A 17363-nucleotide genomic window follows, 5' to 3' on the forward strand; every position below is an offset into this window, starting at 1 on the left:
ATCTTCTACTTATTGAATAACATTAAATCCAGGACATCTTACAGCCCCTTTGTTTTTTAATGAGTTCTTTGGTCAGATTATTGTCTAAAAATTATAGGCTCTTTTATTTATGTTTGCAACCATGATATATTAGATCGCCCAGATTTAGAACAACATTAACCTTATCCCCCCCCCCCTTGCTGTTCAATTCCTTAGATTTTGCAATATTCTTACCAGCGGTATTTATTCTATACTGGTTTATTTTCAATAAAAACCTCAAAGCACAGAATTTACTGGTTTTAGTTGCAAGCTATGTTTTTTATGGTTGGTGGGATTGGAGATTTCTTGGACTCATTGCATTCAGTACCGCCATTGATTTTCTAGTTGGTATTCAACTGGATAAATCTGAAAAGCCAGGTAACCGAAAAATCCTGTTAGGAATCAGTCTATTAGTGAATATTGGCCTGCTTGGTTTTTTTAAATATTACAATTTTTTTCTGGACAACTTTATTTCCGCATTTACCATCTTGGGGATGCCTATCAAAGCCAATTCCCTGCATTTGATATTACCGGTGGGTATCAGTTTTTATACTTTTCAGACCATGAGTTATTCTATCGATATCTATCGGAAGAAACTCAAAGCCACCAAAGATTGGGTTGCTTTTTCAGCATTTGTAAGCTTTTTCCCTCAACTGGTTGCAGGACCGATAGAAAGAGCCTCTAACTTGTTGCCCCAATTCTTTAAAAGGAGAAAATTCAACTATTCCTTGGCTAAAGATGGCTTGAGACAAATCCTGTGGGGGCTTTTCAAAAAAATAGTCATTGCGGATAACTGTGCTGAATTTGCAAATACCATCTTCTCCAATTCTGAAAATTACCAAGGAAGCATTTTATTCCTTGGAGCTGTATTCTTTGCATTCCAGATCTATGGTGACTTTTCAGGTTATTCTGATATTGCCATAGGTACCTCCAGGCTCTTTGGTTTTGGACTGATGAAAAACTTTGCCTTTCCATATTTTTCCAGGGATATCGCGGAATTTTGGAGAAGGTGGCACATCTCCCTGTCCACATGGTTCCGTGATTATGTTTACATTCCGTTAGGTGGTAGTCAGTGCAGTAAAAGCAGGCAGATCAGAAATGTACTGGTCATTTTTCTTCTAAGCGGTTTCTGGCATGGGGCCAACTGGACCTTTATTGTTTGGGGAGCATTAAATGCCCTCTACTTTATTCCTTTGTTGCTTAGGGATAAAAACCGAAGGAATCTGGAAACTGTGGCATCTCAAAAATCATTGCCGTCATTCAGAGAATTCATTGCGATGGCAGGAACGTTCTTGCTCATTTTATTCTCCTGGATATTTTTTAGGGCAGAAAATATGGGACATGCCATCCAGTATTTGACCAATTTATTTACCCCACAATTATTTGCAGTTCCTGATTTCTCAGGATTTCCTGGGATGGGCACACTTTTGGTACTTCTATTCGTCTTTATTCTAGTGGAATGGAAAGGTAGGTTCGGGGATTATGGCATTTCTCAGATTCAATTCCACCCCAATAAAATCTACAGATGGTCCATGTATTTGTTGATCATTTTTATCATTGACATTTTCGGTAATACCAATGAACAAATTGAATTCATTTACTTCCAGTTTTGATATGAATACCATCCTCAAATTCCTCCGGCAGATTTCTTTATTTACGCTCATTTTGACCCTCTTCAATGTGGGCCTATTTTTCCTGATCAGTGGATTCTATATCAAAGATTATGATGAAGTGGATCTGGATTATTCCCAATATATCCTTGCAGATTCCCATGGAATTCCTTTGGGAGACCATACTGAAGATCATCAAGTCCACAATTTCTCTAATCACAGCGATTCTTATCTGGATATGGAGCGGAAACTTAAATTCCTGATCAGAAATGCTGAAGTGAAACGAATATACCTTAGTGTGGATGACCACACCCTTTCCCCTACCCGAGAAAAACAAAATAACCTGGATCGTTCTGCTTACTATGCTGATGAAAATGATTTTTCCAGCTTCGAATCATTCCTTCGAAATAAATACCTGAATTACTATTGTGTCTTTTTAAATGACCGGTACAGCCTGATCATTAAAAATTTTATGGAAGAAGAGTTGTTTGATTTTTCCAAATGGGGCGGCAGTAGATCCAAAAGTGCATGGGAAAAATTATCCGACAAAGAAAAACTACAAATCAGCCAAGAAAGAATCAATCATTATTTTGATTACCAAGATCCCTCTCAGAATATGGCTCATGCTCTGGAAAGAATTATTTTACTCTGCAAGGAAAAGCATATAGAGTTGATCGGAATTAAATTTCCGTTGACAAGAACCTATGTGGATTTAATGAATGAGGAAAGCTATAAGGCAGACAGCATCTTCAGAAGTCACCAATTACCAATTGTGGACTTTGACAGCTTGTTCCTGGAACAGGATTCCTTATTCAGGGACATGGATCATTTGGATAATGGTGGCGGGGTCAAATTCGTCGAAATTTTATTTGACAGTCTTGACAATCAAGGAATGGTCCAACAAATTCAATCTAGTACCAAAACAACTTTCGAATAACCGAATGCACCGAAACAAACTCTAAGCATACTTTCATGTTCAGTATTATGAGTTTGGATTCCTTAAAACCAGACAAAACCCAATTATTTAGCTAATCCTTTTTTTTCCATACCCCTTGTCAAACTAGTTCGAAAGTGAAGTTAATTTCCAATCTATTTCCAAAGAATCCAGGTGGTTAATTAATATTTCTTTAAAAGAAACTTATCAATAAAAATTCCATCCGCCTGATTGTTTATATATTTTCCGAATTAAACCAAAACTAACTACCATTCAATGGTCTGGATTTTATTCATTGCATGTATTCTGGTCTTTCTTGCGCTTGATTTAGGCGTATTCAACAGAGAAGCCCATGTCATCAAAACAAAAGAAGCTGCAATTTGGACAGGCATATGGGTTTTGGTAGCTACCCTGTTTTCCGGAGTGATCTGGTGGGTTTTCTCAAATGATTTGATTGCCAATCCAACAGGTCTGACTCCAGAAAACGCCACCCTAAAATATATTACCGGATATCTGATTGAGCTTTCCTTAAGTATTGACAATGTCTTTGTAATCGCAGTTATTTTCCGGGCATTTAACATTCCTGACATTCACCAACACAGGGTCCTGTTCTGGGGAATATTAGGTGCCATATTTTTCAGAGCAGTGATGATATTATTCGGAGTAGCCCTGATCAACCAATTTGAATGGGTCATTTATCTCTTCGGAGCCTTCCTGATTTTTACCGCCTATAAAATGTACCGATCAGATGAGGAAGAATTTAACCCCAAAGAATCATTTGTATTCCGCAAAATCAGAAAAATCCTCCCTTTTACTGCATTTATGGACGGGGATAAATTCCTGATAAAAAGGAGAAACATCATTATTGCCACCCCTCTTTTCATGGCATTGATTATCATAGAACTCACCGATATTTTGTTTGCACTAGACAGCATTCCTGCTATTTTGGCCATTACCTCCAGCCCATTTATCGTATTCAGTTCAAATATATTGGCCATACTGGGACTGAGATCCATGTACTTTATGATATCCAGAATGCTTAACAAGTTCCGTTTCATCAATTATAGCCTGATGATTATTCTGACTTTTGTAGGACTCAAAATGATTTTCACCCACTTTGTTGAAATCCCTGAATGGATCTCACTTTCCGTGATTTTCTTTTCCTTACTTGGAGGCATCCTGGCCTCAATGTACATCAAAGAGAAAACTGAAATCCAGTAAGGATCAATCCATATCCGAATTATTGAAAATTAACATTAGCCTTTCCTTGATTTCATGAAGTGAATGGCATCTATCAAAATGGTTTAAAAGAGCTAAAAAAATAACCCAAAGCATTTGCTTTGGGCTAATTAATAAATTGTTAAGCTATTAACTATATAAATCTTTTACGATTTATAATTCTAAAATTAAACTAAATTCTTTTGAGTAACAAACAAAGCTTCCATAATCCCAAAATAAGATAATCATTTGACCATTAAGTCATTCCCGATTCACTTTAATCCTAAACTTAGCTCTTATAAATAAGAAACTTACCAGCGGACCATCCTTCAAAAAAACCTGTTTCCTTCCCCATACAAAAAACCAGCGTATCCAAGCTACCGATAAGTTTTCCTTTCATAGGCAATAGGTATGCTCCAATCCCTTCCTGATTTTCAATAGACCTCACCGAGTAGGAAAAGAAAAAATGACTGACTAAATCAGTCTTAATGCAGATTTTTAGATGGTCCGGAATTCCAGCATAAAAAAACCCGGCCAAAAGCCGGGTCTTTTTCCAAAAACATATAATCTAATAGGTCCTGCAAAGATGGTCAAATTTTAGGTGATTTCCTTGTCTTGGGAACCTGCGGACTTTTTGGGAGCTTATTCCCCTGGGATTCCGTCATCACTTTTTTTTTATCGTCCTTGGTAGTTGATTCCTTTGATATCCCTTCCCCTTTGGAAATGTTTTTTCCTGAATCCAGCTCCTCTTTCTTCTCCTTGCTTGGTAGCAAAAGGTCCTTGGTTTTTACCGAACTCATGCTAGCATCATAAACATTGATGGATTTGAATTTAGGATTCGCCTCTACAAACATGATTTCTTCCAGACCATTTCTTTCCATACTCACCGGATATTGATTTCCCTTTTGCAAGGATTTCAGCATCCATCCTTTTTTGGTTTCATCCTCCAGTTCTTTGATAGGAAGCTCTTTCAATTTTGCCTCTAGATCAAATCCATACTTTTCATGGAACTGTTGGACAGGAAAATTATTCCTTTCATCTTTTTTGCTAAGGTCCAATTGGATCCAGGCATTGTACTGCTCCTTGTCCGCATCTAAAAAGGTCTTAAATACAGGCCTTCCTTCCAAGAGGTTAAAAGATTCCTTGGCTGTGATTCCCTGGTTTTGGTAGAAGCTGTGGCTTTTGCCTTCCAATTCCGGGTTATTGTTCTGAACGGTTACATCGACTTTGTTATAGAAATACCTGTCATTGATTTCAGATTTCTTGAAATGAAGCTGAAAATCAACCTTCTTCCCATCTATTTCCATTTGATGCGCCAAGGTAAAAGCAGGGTTTTTGGCCTTGATCTGCTTTTCCAATTCCTTGTTAAGTTTATCCTCAAAACCTGTGTATTTGAGTCTTTCTGTTAGATAATCAAAATTCTCCTGATCCATAAGTAGTAGTAGTTAGTAAGTTAGAAATCGGTAAATCAGCTGCTTTTAACAGTCGTTTACCCGGTATTTTGAGTTGAAGCTGCCTGTCCCCTTTCCGTTCCGAAACAGTGAACTTCAATATTTTATTTTCTGCAATCGTAAAAACCGGAAAGGCCAAAAGGAGCGATTGATTTGCTTCTAAAATGAAGGGCTTTTGGCTATTTGCTGAATTAAAATCCGGAACAATCGCTACAGCTCTGCTGCTGGATCTTTTACCGGATTTCTTATCAGCTATCAGCACTTCCACCTGATCTAATTCAAAAGGAATCAAGGACTTGTTTTCCAATCTTAAATCAAAAAACAGCTGATCCTCATAAAAGTAGATTCCCTTTAAAGCCATGCTCATCTGATACCCCTCTACCTGCTTTATTTTGGTTCCTTCCGTTTCAGAAAGTGATTGATAGATCTTCTGGTAATCCTTGCTGGATAATCCGGAAGCGAAGAGCGCCTTGTCCGTTTCTTTGGAGTTTTTACTCCGAAAATCGTGAGTCAGGGTTAAGGGATTTTCAGAAAAAGAAACTGTAAAATCATGGAGTTGACCATCAGCAGTCAAAACATGTAGATTAGTAGCCTCCATCTCACGTTTGCCTGCCTTTAGCTTGAGCATGTTTAATCCTGCCTCATCCACCTGGCTCAAAAGATGTACTGACCCTCTGTCAACAGATTTTACAGGTGCGTCAAACACCAGAAATGTTGTCTTGTTCCAAGCTACCTCCAGTGGCTGTTGCCCAAAACACAACAAGCCATACAAGCAGAAAGCCCATCCTAGGAATAGTTTTTTTACACTCATTACTTGATGGTTTTTTCAGCCGTGTTGATCAAAAAAATCGGATGGCCTGCCTTCACAGAAATCTGCTTTGCATTGGATTTTGACTTCAGCAAGCCTTTGGTTGCCTGCAAGCCTGTGTTGGCCAGTTGTCCCTGCCAATCCATTCCGACACCCATCATTCCCAATCCCTGCAGCTCATTGAAGCCATTTCCGCTAAGTTCCGAACCCACAGATTTACTGTTTACAGGAATACCTGGAACTGCATCAGCCCCATATACCACCATTGCTAAAGGGAAAAGCTCTTCTTCCCAGATAATCCCGGAAATTTTCACGCTTAGCCTATCTCCTGATAATGCTGTCTTCCCAAAAAGTGGGGTTCCGGCTGGAATTTCCTTATCCTGAATCCAGATGGATTCCTCCAACTTGATTTCCAGTGTTTCACCGGGAAACAAGGCTTGGGTGCGAGGAATAATTGCTGCGATGGTGCTTTTGGCATTTCTCTCAGCAGTAAGATTCCCGTTGTCAGACAAGCCATAAAATCCATTTTGACTTTCATTCAACGTCTCCTCCTCTAAAGAAGCAATCATAGATTCCCCAACTAAGACTGATGGTTCCTTGAGAGCCGGAAAACTGCGTTCATCTACCAAAATCGGGGATTCTTCCTTTCTGATTATTCTCTCTGGATCCTGCAAAAGCAAGAGCTTATCCATGATTTCAGAGAGCTGTTCCAATTGCATGTCAGGTTTCGAAGTCCCTGATTCCAATTCCCGCATCAATTCTTCCATCTGAATCAGATCTGCCTCAACTGTACTTCCCAGCTCCGGTCTAGAGCTGGGCTCCTCGGTTAATTCTTTGTCCTGTTTCAAAGAAACCCTTGATTCGGCATCAGAAATCAATTGATCCAAGTCAGCCAGTTTTTTATGGATTTGCTTTTCCTGATCGTCTGATTCAAATGGGTCAATAGACCTATCTCTCTGGAACTTTGCGGGAATCCCCAATTCAATATCCCCATCCCATAAAAGCCGATCTGATTCTTCCCCTATCAAGGGTTTCGGAACCGCTAAAGGCTCTGCCTTTTCTTTCCCTTTCTTTTCCTGAAAAGCATAGGCCGCAGCCTTTGTCTCTTGTTCCAGCGGAATGATGGGAGCAGGAAGCGTATTGTTCAATTGGACCAAGGATTGGCTTTGTTTCGCCTGAACGGGAAAAAACATCCAATTGAGTCCCATTAAAACGGGAATGACCAACAGGGGTAACAAGAGGAAGAAAATCCCCTTCCTTTTCATATGCGTCTGGTTTTCTGAATTTTTCATTTGCTTTGTTTTGAAGTGAAATTGATTGAATTAAAGTGTCTGGAGCCATAATCAAATCGGTTTTTGGCCCCATTACTGGGATTGTCATAGTATTGAAGCTGACCCAATTGCCCGGGATGGAATTACTTCCCAGCAAGGGTTGGATTGCTTTCCAAGCCAAAGCAGAAAGCAAAAGACCATAGAGAAGAAGCCGTTGGCTCCGGCTTAGCTTTGAATCCAAGCCAGAAGCCTTTTCGCAGCATCGTTTTTCTATTTTCTGATAGCCTGAGGCCAGTATCATAAAAAGGACTTCCACCAAATTGGCTTTGGGAGCAGATTTTTCTGAAGGCCTGCCCGACCCTATCCATGATGGTATCACAAATCTTTTCATCGGCTGCTGTGGTTCAGGTCCCTATTTTCCAGGATTTCCCAATTCTCCACCAAGAATCCATGGGGATTATGATGGGAGCGCTGTACCTCACGTAGCTTTCCCTGTGTGATCAGAGACCTGGTGATTTTACTGGAAGAGCGGATGATTTCCTGCCTTCCATAAAACAGAAATGGGAAACCCTCTTTTTCCAAATCCACCCGGATGCTGTCTACTACCAAGCGCTGGCTGATATTTGCAGCCAGTACCTGCTTGTAGTACCCTGATTCCCGAAGGTTATCTACATGAAATTTGATGCTACCATCTCCTAGATAAAAAGCCTCCTCCAATTGTTCCTGAATCAGTTTTTCATCCGGTGAATAAGTAAAAAGCAGGTCATGTAGCTGCTTGATATGAGCCCGGGATTCCACAGAAGCCATTTCTCCACGGATGGTCGAAGAAGCTTTCAAGAGCTGGTTTTCGTTTAAGAGGTAGATTTCCTTTCTGCCTTTCTCCAAGCTTATCATGGAATAGTATAGGGTACCAAAGACAGCTATAAGACAGGCGCATACGATTCCTAAACTCCACCATTTGACCAGCTGAAATGCAGTGTCCAATTGTGTCAGTTGTTTGATCATTGTTCTTTTCATGCCATGGAATTATTTGAGGTACTTGGTTGCCATTCCAACTCCTCCGCTCATGAGATTACTGGATTTGTGGAGCAGCGAATCTTTGCCACCGGCATATATGATGTAATTGGCAACGGAAGGCACGGTCATATAACCGATGATGGCAATGACCATGTAAATCAGGTATGCCGTGTCAGTGGAGGAAAAGAAAGTCTTCCCGGAATTTTCAATTTGGGCCAGATCCACTTTCAGCATTTCCTCTTGGATCTTGCCTATAATAAACCCGAAGATATTGGCAACGGGAAGCCACAGAAACACATTGATGTAGCGGGCAATCCATTGGGTCAGTGTATGTTGAAAGCCATTGAATATCGATAGGGCAAAACTGATTGGCCCCATGATGGAAAGAATGACCAAGTAGAATATGCGGATGGTATTGATGGCCAAGGCAGCTGCCTGATACAATACCTGAAGCACTTCACTGATCCAGGTTTTGATATTCAACTGCATGTGAAAGGAGGCTTTCTCCAAAGCAAACTGGATTCCGTTTCCGATACTTTCCATCCAGCCCTCCTCCCCGGCATCCGGGTTTCCATACTCATACCAAAGGTCCTTGTCCCCCTGCCCATCCTCTCCCACATACATTTCATAGAAGTCCCCGTTTTCAAGCGCTTTTTGTTTGGCTTCTAATAGGCGTTCAATCCCCAAATTGGATTTCTCCTGCATCCTTTCAGTGGCCAGTAGAACCGGATTCATCAATCCCCCTATAAATCCTGTTACCCAGTTGAAATTCAAAATCAGAATGGTCAGTACAAAGGGTCTGAAGAGCGGATAAAAATCCACTGATTCAGCTTCTGCGATATGTTTCCATACCCTATTCCCGATAAAAAATACGGTGCCCATGGCTGCAATACCCTTTGCCGCAACCTGCAATTCATAGGTACCCGTCCCCAAAGACTCTCCCACATTTTTCATGGTTACATGAAAACCTGAAATACTCTGTGCTGAAAGCCCCAAAGGCAATAAGAGTCCCCAAGTCATTAGGATCCCAGAAAAGATCCAAAACCTCCCAGATTCCTCCTTCTTAATTCCCATGATTTGAAAGGATCAATTGAAGCGAAGCGGCTTCATTTTTGAACTGATTTCTGATTCTTACCAGCTGTTGTACCTCAGCTGTAATCTTTTGCCCATCCAGTAAGATCCGTTTCATATCCTGATGGATCCTATCCACAGCGCTCAGCCTTTCCGCATCATCCATTTGCAATTGGTTATCAGAAAGCAGCAGCATAAGCTCCTCCAGATTCCTCAAACCCATTCCATTGAGGCGGGTAAATACATCCTTGAGATAAACCAGATCAGCAAAATCATTCCCTGAATGGCTCCGAATGCTTTGTCTGGTGTAGGAAACCAGATCGAGCTGCATCTGTATAATTTCTGCTATCCTGTAATATTTCTTAACCTCCGGGCTGACCCGGTACAAGCGATCCAGAAAAACCTCATGTAAGCGAAAATTTCCTTCTGTGACAGATTTCACCTGCTGGTACCCCTGTTGGATGATCTGGTATTTATCCTTCATCTGGACGAGCAAGTCTTTTAATTGCTCCAACTTTTGAACATTGAGCAAGAGTTGTTGGATTTCCTGATCCTGTGCCTTCAAGGAGCCTATGGCCCCAAAGAAAAAGAGATGAATGAGCAATACTGCTCCAATGAATCCCCTCCTTTTTCTGATTGATAATACATTAATCTTCATCTTTCCATTCTATTGAGTTCACTGATCTGTATCATATAGCTTTGTCCTATTACTCCTACTCTTTGCAAATCCATCCGAACCTGTAAGAGCTCCTCTTTCAATTCAAGAATCAAAGCTGCCCGTTTTGCATCCTCCATTTCAAGTCCTCCTTCCAGAAGTTGCATTAGGTATTCCTGATGGAATTCAAGTCTTTTATTCATTCCAGAATGGATGCTGTTCATCCATTGCCAAAGTCTGGGATGATCCCATTCACTCTTTGCCTTCCAATAGTTTTGACTACTGGTCAATGCTTGCTGAAGGGTTTGAGGGGCTATATTCAGGCGTTTGATTTCTTGCCAAGCTGCCATTGATAGATTTCCCGGTTGAGTCTTTCGCTCAAAAAACAAGCTATGAGAATCCAATTCCTGCCCCTTTAAACTTCCTATCTGATCCAGCCCCCCACCCAAGATCTTTCCTGATTCTTTGAGGGAAGCTTTATAGGATTCAAGCAGTAAAACCTGTTTGAGCAGGTAATCCAATTGAGTCTTCTTGGGTCTGAACCACTCATCCCAAGTCTGGGCTTTTACAGCAGAGAGTGATAGGCCCCAGGAAATCAATACCAAGCAGAAGAAAAACCGAGAGCCTTTCATTGCAGGATCAACCTGTTTGTCTTCAGCCCTGCCTGTTCCCGGGTTCTTTGTTTTGCCAGCCCTTCCAATTGCAAAGCCATCCGTTTCAGGTTCCTGAAATCCTTTTCCATTCGTATATCCAAGCGATGGATTTGATCCAATCGGGAGGCATCTGACTGTTGTGTTCCCATGGATTTAAGAACCCTTGTCAATTCATCAAGATTTAGAATGCTTTGATTTAGAATATCCCCCAGACCTGTATGAATCAGGGCCAGTTCCTTTGCCGAAAACTGATTGGATTCCCGTAGGTATTTATAGGTACTGCTGTAGAGTTGAATCAACTCCTTTTGGGTTTCCCCAATTTCCCGTACCCGTTGGTATTGGGCCACCAGCCGCTTCACTTTCCATAGGCTCTGGTAATATTCTCCGTACAATTCCTTCTGTTTTTCTGACCAGTTTGCGATTTCCTCCAAGCGGGTTTTTGAGAGTAAGTTCTCCAGCTTTTGCTGAGCCTGCTGCAAGGCAATGGTCTCATTTTGTAATCGCTGCACCTGTAAATCCACCGCCACAATCACCCGTTTGACAGCCTGTCGAATCACCTCAGCAATCGGGATCGCAGCTTCTGCATTAACAACCTGAAAGCAGCTTAGCATACAGAACAGAAGTATTCTTTTGGAAACAATCTTTCTTAAAGTAAAACTGTTAAACAAAATGTATAAGTAGCTATTATTCATTGTTTTGAATTTTATATGATAGTTCAGTTATTGCCCTTTTCCTATCTCCACCAAAGGCTGCACATAGCTTTTCCAACTCCATCTTTTCCTTCTCTTCTGTGGTATAAGTGAGGTATTCCTCCAGGCTTACCTCCGTTCTGAAAACCTGGCTTTTGCTCCCTAGCCCAATAAATACTTCCTTGTATTTTCCAGCCGGATCATTGTTCCGGTTAAGCGAAAGCACCAAGGATTTCTCCTTTTCAGTCAGGGCAAGTAATTGCTGAATCTGGGCGAATTTGTTCTGGTATTTTCGTTGGTCCAGCAGGATCTTACAATCAGAATTATTCAGGATTGCCTCTTTGACAATCGGGGAATGGATGATGTCTTCCACTTCCTGGGTGACCACAATGGCTTCCCCATAGAACTTCCGCACTGTCTTAAAAAGGTATTTGATATACTCAGCCATCCCCTCCTTGGCAATTGCCTTCCAGGCCTCTTCAATCAGGATCATTTTCCTTATTCCCTTCAGGGTTCTCAGTTTGGCAATAAAAATCTCCATGATAATAAGGGTGACCACGGGAAAAAGAATGGGATGATCCTTGATCTTATCCAACTCAAATACCAGAAAGGGCTGTTGGAGCAAGTCCAGGTTTTCTTGGGCATTCAAGAGGTAATCGAATTCCCCTCCCTTGTAAAAAGGCCTCAGCACATAGAGAAAATTCAGCAGGTCAAAATCCTTCACCTGTACCTTTTCCTCCTCGATTATCCTCAAAAACCCCGTTCCCAGAAACTCATAGAAAGAATCAAAACCCGGCACCAAGCTTTTATCCAAGGAAAGGTGCTCATAGTAGTACTTCAGGGCATTGGAAATGGCCACATACTCCGATCTTTTAAAAGATTCATCCTCTTTCTTCCAAAGGGCCAGCAACAAAGTCTTGATGCTTTCCTTCTTTTCAGTCCCAAGTCCTTCAGGTCCCAGGAAAAAGGGATTGAAACAAATCGGTGAAGTTTCAGAATAGGTAAAATAATAGCCGCCTACCAAGTCACACAGGCCCTGATAAGAATGTCCCACATCCACCAAAACCACATGAGCTCCCTGCTCAAAATAAGAACGCACCATATGATTGGTAAAAAAGCTCTTTCCCGAACCCGATGGACCCAGTATGAATTTGTTTCGATTGGTTATCCACCCTTTTTGGATGGGTTCATCCGAAAGATCAACCCAAACAGGTTGGCCATACCTCCTATCGCCCAATTTGATTCCTTTGGCAGAGGCTCCACTCCTTGGTGAGCTTTCCAGATTATACAGACAGAGCGCTGCCTCCAGGAACATGGTGCAGGTTTCATTGGAAGGCAAGGCAGTGGCATTTCCGGGAATCCCTGCCCAATAGATCTGCGGTGCCCCCAAGGATTCTACTTTAGGTAGCAGTCCCATTTGACTAAGGGAAGAAGAAGCCTGTTGGATAGAAGCTGTGAGTTTCTCCTTTGATTCTTCCCAACAGAGAATATGTGCATGAAAACGGACCGGAGTTTTCCCATCACGGATCCCTGATTCCAGAAATTCCTGAATGGACAAAGCTGCCAGTTCATTGGATCTGCTGTATTTAGAGAGTGCCGTCATCCGAAGCTTTTTACTTTCCAAGCTCCCGTACAAGTCCTCTTTTCCAAGCACCTGCATCACTTGTTGATAGCAATGGTTTGCAGAAAACAGTTGGCCTACCGGTGAGGCAAAACCCAAATAGAATTTGCTTAGATCTGTGGAATAAGGTTCATAAACCCCACTCACCTCTAATTCTGCTGGAAGTTGATCCAAAGAAGAAAGGGATAACATCCCCATGTAATTGTTCCCGATTTTCCAATCAGGCTTGAATTCCTGATCACAAAGCTCAAAGCCAGGACTTCCCGGCATCAGGTACTTTTCAATCAAACCCTTTCTCCCTTCCAGCCCCAAGAGTTCCACCTCTGTCATTCTGGAAAAACCAAAATTCCCAGTTCCCAACAAATGCTCCACCTGCCCCAGAATCCCTGTAAACAGTTCCAATCGAGCTTCACTGACAACAGGAGAATCCAACCAATGCTTTCGGAACAGATTGGAATAGGCACTGGACCTTAGTCCCTTTCCAGTAGCTGGAAAAGTGATAAAAAGGTAAGATTGATGATTCAATACAGGTCTACCTTCAAAAAAGCCATCGCTCTTTCTGGATAGAAATGAGGATTCCGTGTCCCATTCAATCGACAGCTCCTCCTGTTCAAACCAATCCTGTTTCCAGATCAAGGTACCTTCCGGAAGTAATTTCCAGGCCTTTTCAAACAAGGCATGCAGGGTCAATCCTTCTTCTCTGGAAAGAGAAAACAGTTCAGGCAATTCCAAGACATAGCAGGCAGTAAGATCCCCTTGTCTGGAAAGCAAGAGTCCATCCAAGTACTTATAGATGGGGAACATATCATTCAATTCCATTCAGTACAGCAGAAACAGTGAAAAGAAAAGCATCAGCAAATGCATTAAACCTGAGCTTTTTTCTGAGATAAGGATTTGACAAAACCCCGGTTACGAATCCTGATAGCAGTAGGCAAACGCTGGTTTACCTGCTTTTTCATCAGGCCATCTTTTCCCATTTTCTTGTTCATTCCTGCTATCCATTTATTTAAATAAAGAACAGAAGCAACACAGACTATCATAGTGATAATCAATGGGAAACCTAGAGCATACAAAACAGAAAAGGCAAGCAGACTCCCTCCCAGTACCAAACCCATAAAGAGCAGGTACTGGGCTTTAAGTCCTTTGAATTCCATTTCCTGATCCACTCCTTTGTAGATCCTGAAACCCATTCTATTAAGGATTAGGTATATTAAAGAAACTGGACAACACAGCTGCCACAACAACCAAAAAGACACAGGAACCAAACCATGCTGCTGCCACCTTTCCGGTATCCGGCTCCCCTGAATTCCACTTATTAAAAACCTTGACAGCCCCAATCAAACCTACTACCGCACCTATGGCATACATTAATTGGACGCCAGATGCAAAAAATCCTGATACCAAATTGGTAGCTTCTGTAATTCCTTGACCACCTTGTGCAAATAATTTTTGAGTCAAATTACTACCAAATAGAAAGAGAGTAAGAGCTAATGACTTCTTTAAATTTTTCATTCGTGTCATCTTCATTGTTGGTTTAGTTTAGAATAATAGTTTCAGTGGCAATTCTGCCTATCACTTTTTCATCCCATTGGATATGAACTCTTTAAAAGGACTTCTTTGAAGAAGCTCCTTTTCAAACTCATCCAGTTCATTGTATTTATTTTCAAGAAGTTTTTTTTGGATAGATAAGGAAAAAGCCAATTCATCCCAGGTAATAGATTTTGAGGATGCCTCATTTCTATTTCGGGCAAAGAATTCTTGAATAGGAAGTCTAAAAAACCTAAAAACCACCCATGTATAATAAGCTATAAGTACCAAGCCAGACAAAAACCAAAAATTCGAATCCAAGAGTTCTTTGATATCCATAACCTATTGTTTGATAATTATTTAGGATTCAAAACTTTTAAAAAACTCTAACAATTATTCACAAGGGGAACCACACTGGGGATAAAAAAGCAAAAAACCCCCAATAAAATTGGGGGCAGATTACATCCAAACTGGATTGTTTAAAACTCACTCCTCTTCACTTTAATCAACCACTCACCTTTAGAGTTAATCAAACCATTTTGATCAGTGTAGTTTTTACTTGGATTAAATCGTTCTATAGAAAGCATTTTACCGTCTTTCAGATTATGGATAATAGCATCCTGATGTTCTGATATTAATTCGCCATCAAGGGTAAATACTCTTGAAATATTCCCGTAAACAAAAACCCCCAACCCTTCATCTATCAGATCTACTAATGTTCTGTAAGGATTATAATCCAGGTACTTCTCCCCTAAATAGCCAGATTTTTGAGGTGAATTTTGCCCTCCGGGACTTTGCTCCTCAACTCCCTGATCATTTAATAGTACCCATTTACTATTCAAACCATATCGCATGGCAAATGAATATCCCTTGTAAAATAAAGAGGCCTCATCATAAATAGTTGGGATCAATAATTCACCCTGCTTATTTATAAAGCCAATCTTCAGATTGACAGTTTTGACCTGAGCCAAACCATCTGAAAAACGACCAGGTTTTATACTGTATTTGAAAGGGATTTGTGCATTGCCATTACTATCAATATATCCCCAAAATCCATCTTCGTTCTTAACAGCAGCCAATCCTTCAAAAAAAGGTTCTGCCTCTGAATAAATCATTGGAATTATAGGATTTAGGTTTAAGTCAAAATACCCCCATCGCTTGGTTTTAGGGTTCTCCAATGCAATCAATCCTTCTGAATAAACCGTATGGATTCCTCCAAAAGCTCCGTAATAATCCTTTTCTATTCTATATTTAGCATAATCCAGCCCCATTGAAATACCAATGGAATCCAAACTATGAGAAGCTAAAAGCTTTCCTGAATCCGAAATCCAATAAATCCTATATGCATGCGTTTTACCCGTTTGCTCAAACCCTGCTAGGATTACACCATTTATCCATGATTCAACATAGTCAAATTCATATGGCAATTTGGGTTCCTCTTTGCCTATCTCCCATAATTGAAATTTTCCTTTTTTATTCTCGATAAAAAACAGTCCTTTCTGGTATTTTAAATTTTCGGGATATCCAGAAAAAATTTCGGCTTTCTCTCCTGAATCTGAGTTATAAGCAACTGTTTTACCTTGACTTCTGTAAATAAGATTTGTTCCGTCCCAAATCTGCCCAGTAGGTAAATATTGATTAAACTCCCCCTCCAATACCACTTGTGCATCCAGGGAAATAGACATAGTTATCCCCCAAACTAAAAACATTAGTTTTTTCATGATTTTTAAATTTTAAATGGATAGATAAATTGAACTCAGGCCATTACACTAATCCTTCAGACTCCTCCATGTAGGCCTCAATTTTTTCTTTGACAAGGTCCAGAAACACCGTTCTGTTCTTTTTTCGGATCCTGATCTCCTGAAAAGTGCGATAGTAATCCTTCATCTCCTTTCCGAACAAAATCTCCATGGTCTGGGCAATCTCTTTGATATCTGCCCTACCATGATTAAATACTCCACTTGCCTTTAACCCATAGACCAGTTCGACCAATTGGACTTTAGGTGCTGTCCAAGTAAGCTTGAACTTCTTTGTTAACTTTTCGGAAACAACTTCCCCATCTACTTCCTGAATCTTCTGTTGGATAAATTCAGAAAGTTTGATAGTGGCCATGATCCTGGAAAAAATCATGGTATGTACCGTATAATACCGCTGGTCAACCGTATGGAGAAAACTAGTCGGTTTGATCAACGGAGACTCCACATTTCTTAAAAAATAGATGCGGTCAAAATGACTTTTCTGCATCAGATGGTAGTTGAATAAGGCCCTGTTTCTGTTCTGGAATCCCTGGATCTGTTCCAGCTCTTTCCTGTAATGAGATTTCATTCCCTTCTTGCTCCCAAGAGGCACTCCTGATTCAACATTAAAGAGTTCCTCAAAGAAGATTGAATCCTTTAAAAGCTTGGTCATATAAAACTTAAAAAACAGAATCTCCTCTTCCTCATCTTTGAATTGGTACTCCTCCAGATATTCCTTGATCAATCCCAGGGTTTTGTTCACCCGGTAAAAGGACGATTCTATTTTCACCAGCCGATTTTCCCCTTCCAGAGAAATCAGTTCTAAATCTTCTTGCAGATCTTCATAAATCTCATTGGCATAATTAAGGATTCCCATACGTAGTCATTTTTAAGTCCAAAAACACATTTCATGCAACTGCAAAACCAGTACACACTAGTTGTTGAATCAAAGTCAATAACTGAAAATCCACAGAGTTGAAAGGATTAAAAGAAAGCTATTGGCGCTACTCAAAACCTTTAGAACTAAAGAAAAACCAATCAAAGACCTTTATTTAACACCCTGCTAATCTGAATATTAGATAAT

General features: G+C 40.6%; 18 protein-coding genes. 3 read left to right on the forward strand and 15 right to left on the reverse strand.

Going from position 1 to position 17363, the window contains the following annotated elements:
* Positions 1–176 precede the first annotated feature (176 nt).
* The 3 genes from J0A69_RS15705 (at position 177) to J0A69_RS15715 (ending at position 3783) form a co-directional block, all read left to right on the forward strand.
* A complete protein-coding gene (locus J0A69_RS15705) occupies positions 177–1631 on the forward strand; it encodes an MBOAT family O-acyltransferase (protein WP_206587547.1) in 1455 nt (484 codons plus the stop codon).
* Positions 1597–2565, forward strand: coding sequence for a hypothetical protein (locus J0A69_RS15710; RefSeq protein WP_236032911.1), 969 nt, complete (start codon positions 1597–1599; stop codon positions 2563–2565). The genes J0A69_RS15705 and J0A69_RS15710 overlap by 35 nt, the downstream gene beginning before the upstream one ends.
* Positions 2566–2838: 273 nt before the next feature.
* The gene (locus J0A69_RS15715) at positions 2839–3783 is read left to right on the forward strand and encodes a TerC family protein (protein WP_206587548.1); all 945 of its coding nucleotides are present in this window, start codon (positions 2839–2841) and stop codon (positions 3781–3783) included.
* 587 nt (positions 3784–4370) lie between these two features.
* Here the strand turns inward: J0A69_RS15715 and J0A69_RS15720 are convergent.
* The 15 genes from J0A69_RS15720 to J0A69_RS15785 all read right to left on the reverse strand — a co-directional run bounded on the left by J0A69_RS15720 (position 4371) and on the right by J0A69_RS15785 (position 17156).
* A complete protein-coding gene (locus J0A69_RS15720; RefSeq protein WP_206587549.1) occupies positions 4371–5213 on the reverse strand; it encodes a hypothetical protein in 843 nt (280 codons plus the stop codon).
* On the reverse strand, positions 5194–6042 hold the full coding sequence (locus tag J0A69_RS15725) for a DUF4138 domain-containing protein (protein WP_206587550.1): 849 nt from the start codon (positions 6040–6042) through the stop codon (positions 5194–5196). Before J0A69_RS15725 ends, J0A69_RS15720 begins: the two co-directional genes overlap by 20 nt.
* Positions 6042–6806, reverse strand: coding sequence for a conjugative transposon protein TraM (gene traM / locus J0A69_RS22605; RefSeq protein WP_317194878.1), 765 nt, complete (start codon positions 6804–6806; stop codon positions 6042–6044). Before traM ends, J0A69_RS15725 begins: the two co-directional genes overlap by 1 nt.
* Positions 6807–7020: 214 nt before the next feature.
* The gene (locus tag J0A69_RS22610) at positions 7021–7701 is read right to left on the reverse strand and encodes a hypothetical protein (protein ID WP_236032913.1); all 681 of its coding nucleotides are present in this window, start codon (positions 7699–7701) and stop codon (positions 7021–7023) included.
* Positions 7698–8327, reverse strand: a complete 630-nt coding sequence (gene traK, locus J0A69_RS15735; RefSeq protein ID WP_206587552.1) for a conjugative transposon protein TraK — start codon at positions 8325–8327, stop codon at positions 7698–7700. Before traK ends, J0A69_RS22610 begins: the two co-directional genes overlap by 4 nt.
* A 9-nt stretch (positions 8328–8336) precedes the next feature.
* Positions 8337–9401, reverse strand: coding sequence for a conjugative transposon protein TraJ (gene traJ / locus J0A69_RS15740; RefSeq protein ID WP_236032915.1), 1065 nt, complete (start codon positions 9399–9401; stop codon positions 8337–8339).
* Positions 9391–10056 (reverse strand): TerB family tellurite resistance protein, encoded by a 666-nt coding sequence (locus J0A69_RS15745; RefSeq protein WP_206587553.1) that lies wholly within the window; start codon positions 10054–10056, stop codon positions 9391–9393. The genes traJ and J0A69_RS15745 overlap by 11 nt, the downstream gene beginning before the upstream one ends.
* Positions 10053–10685: a hypothetical protein gene (locus tag J0A69_RS15750; RefSeq protein WP_206587554.1), complete on the reverse strand. Its 633-nt coding sequence runs from the start codon at positions 10683–10685 to the stop codon at positions 10053–10055. The genes J0A69_RS15745 and J0A69_RS15750 overlap by 4 nt, the downstream gene beginning before the upstream one ends.
* Entirely contained in the window at positions 10682–11317 is a 636-nt protein-coding gene (locus J0A69_RS15755; protein WP_206587555.1) for a conjugal transfer protein TraI, read from the reverse strand. Before J0A69_RS15755 ends, J0A69_RS15750 begins: the two co-directional genes overlap by 4 nt.
* A gap of 73 nt (positions 11318–11390) precedes the next feature.
* Positions 11391–13820 (reverse strand): TraG family conjugative transposon ATPase, encoded by a 2430-nt coding sequence (locus tag J0A69_RS15760; protein WP_236032917.1) that lies wholly within the window; start codon positions 13818–13820, stop codon positions 11391–11393.
* A gap of 59 nt (positions 13821–13879) precedes the next feature.
* Positions 13880–14206, reverse strand: coding sequence for a DUF4133 domain-containing protein (locus J0A69_RS15765; RefSeq protein WP_206587557.1), 327 nt, complete (start codon positions 14204–14206; stop codon positions 13880–13882).
* 4 nt (positions 14207–14210) lie between these two features.
* Positions 14211–14528 carry a DUF4134 domain-containing protein gene (locus J0A69_RS15770; RefSeq protein WP_206587696.1) on the reverse strand — a complete coding sequence of 106 codons (318 nt, stop codon included), beginning with the start codon at positions 14526–14528 and terminating at the stop codon, positions 14211–14213.
* A gap of 60 nt (positions 14529–14588) precedes the next feature.
* The gene (locus J0A69_RS15775; RefSeq protein ID WP_206587558.1) at positions 14589–14882 is read right to left on the reverse strand and encodes a hypothetical protein; all 294 of its coding nucleotides are present in this window, start codon (positions 14880–14882) and stop codon (positions 14589–14591) included.
* A gap of 140 nt (positions 14883–15022) precedes the next feature.
* Positions 15023–16264: a WG repeat-containing protein gene (locus tag J0A69_RS15780; RefSeq protein ID WP_206587559.1), complete on the reverse strand. Its 1242-nt coding sequence runs from the start codon at positions 16262–16264 to the stop codon at positions 15023–15025.
* 43 nt (positions 16265–16307) lie between these two features.
* Positions 16308–17156, reverse strand: a complete 849-nt coding sequence (locus J0A69_RS15785; protein ID WP_206587560.1) for an RteC domain-containing protein — start codon at positions 17154–17156, stop codon at positions 16308–16310.
* Positions 17157–17363: the final 207 nt, after the last annotated feature.

Origin of the sequence: Algoriphagus pacificus, assembly GCF_017254845.1 — a bacterium.
GTDB classification, from domain to species: Bacteria; Bacteroidota; Bacteroidia; order Cytophagales; family Cyclobacteriaceae; genus Algoriphagus; species Algoriphagus pacificus.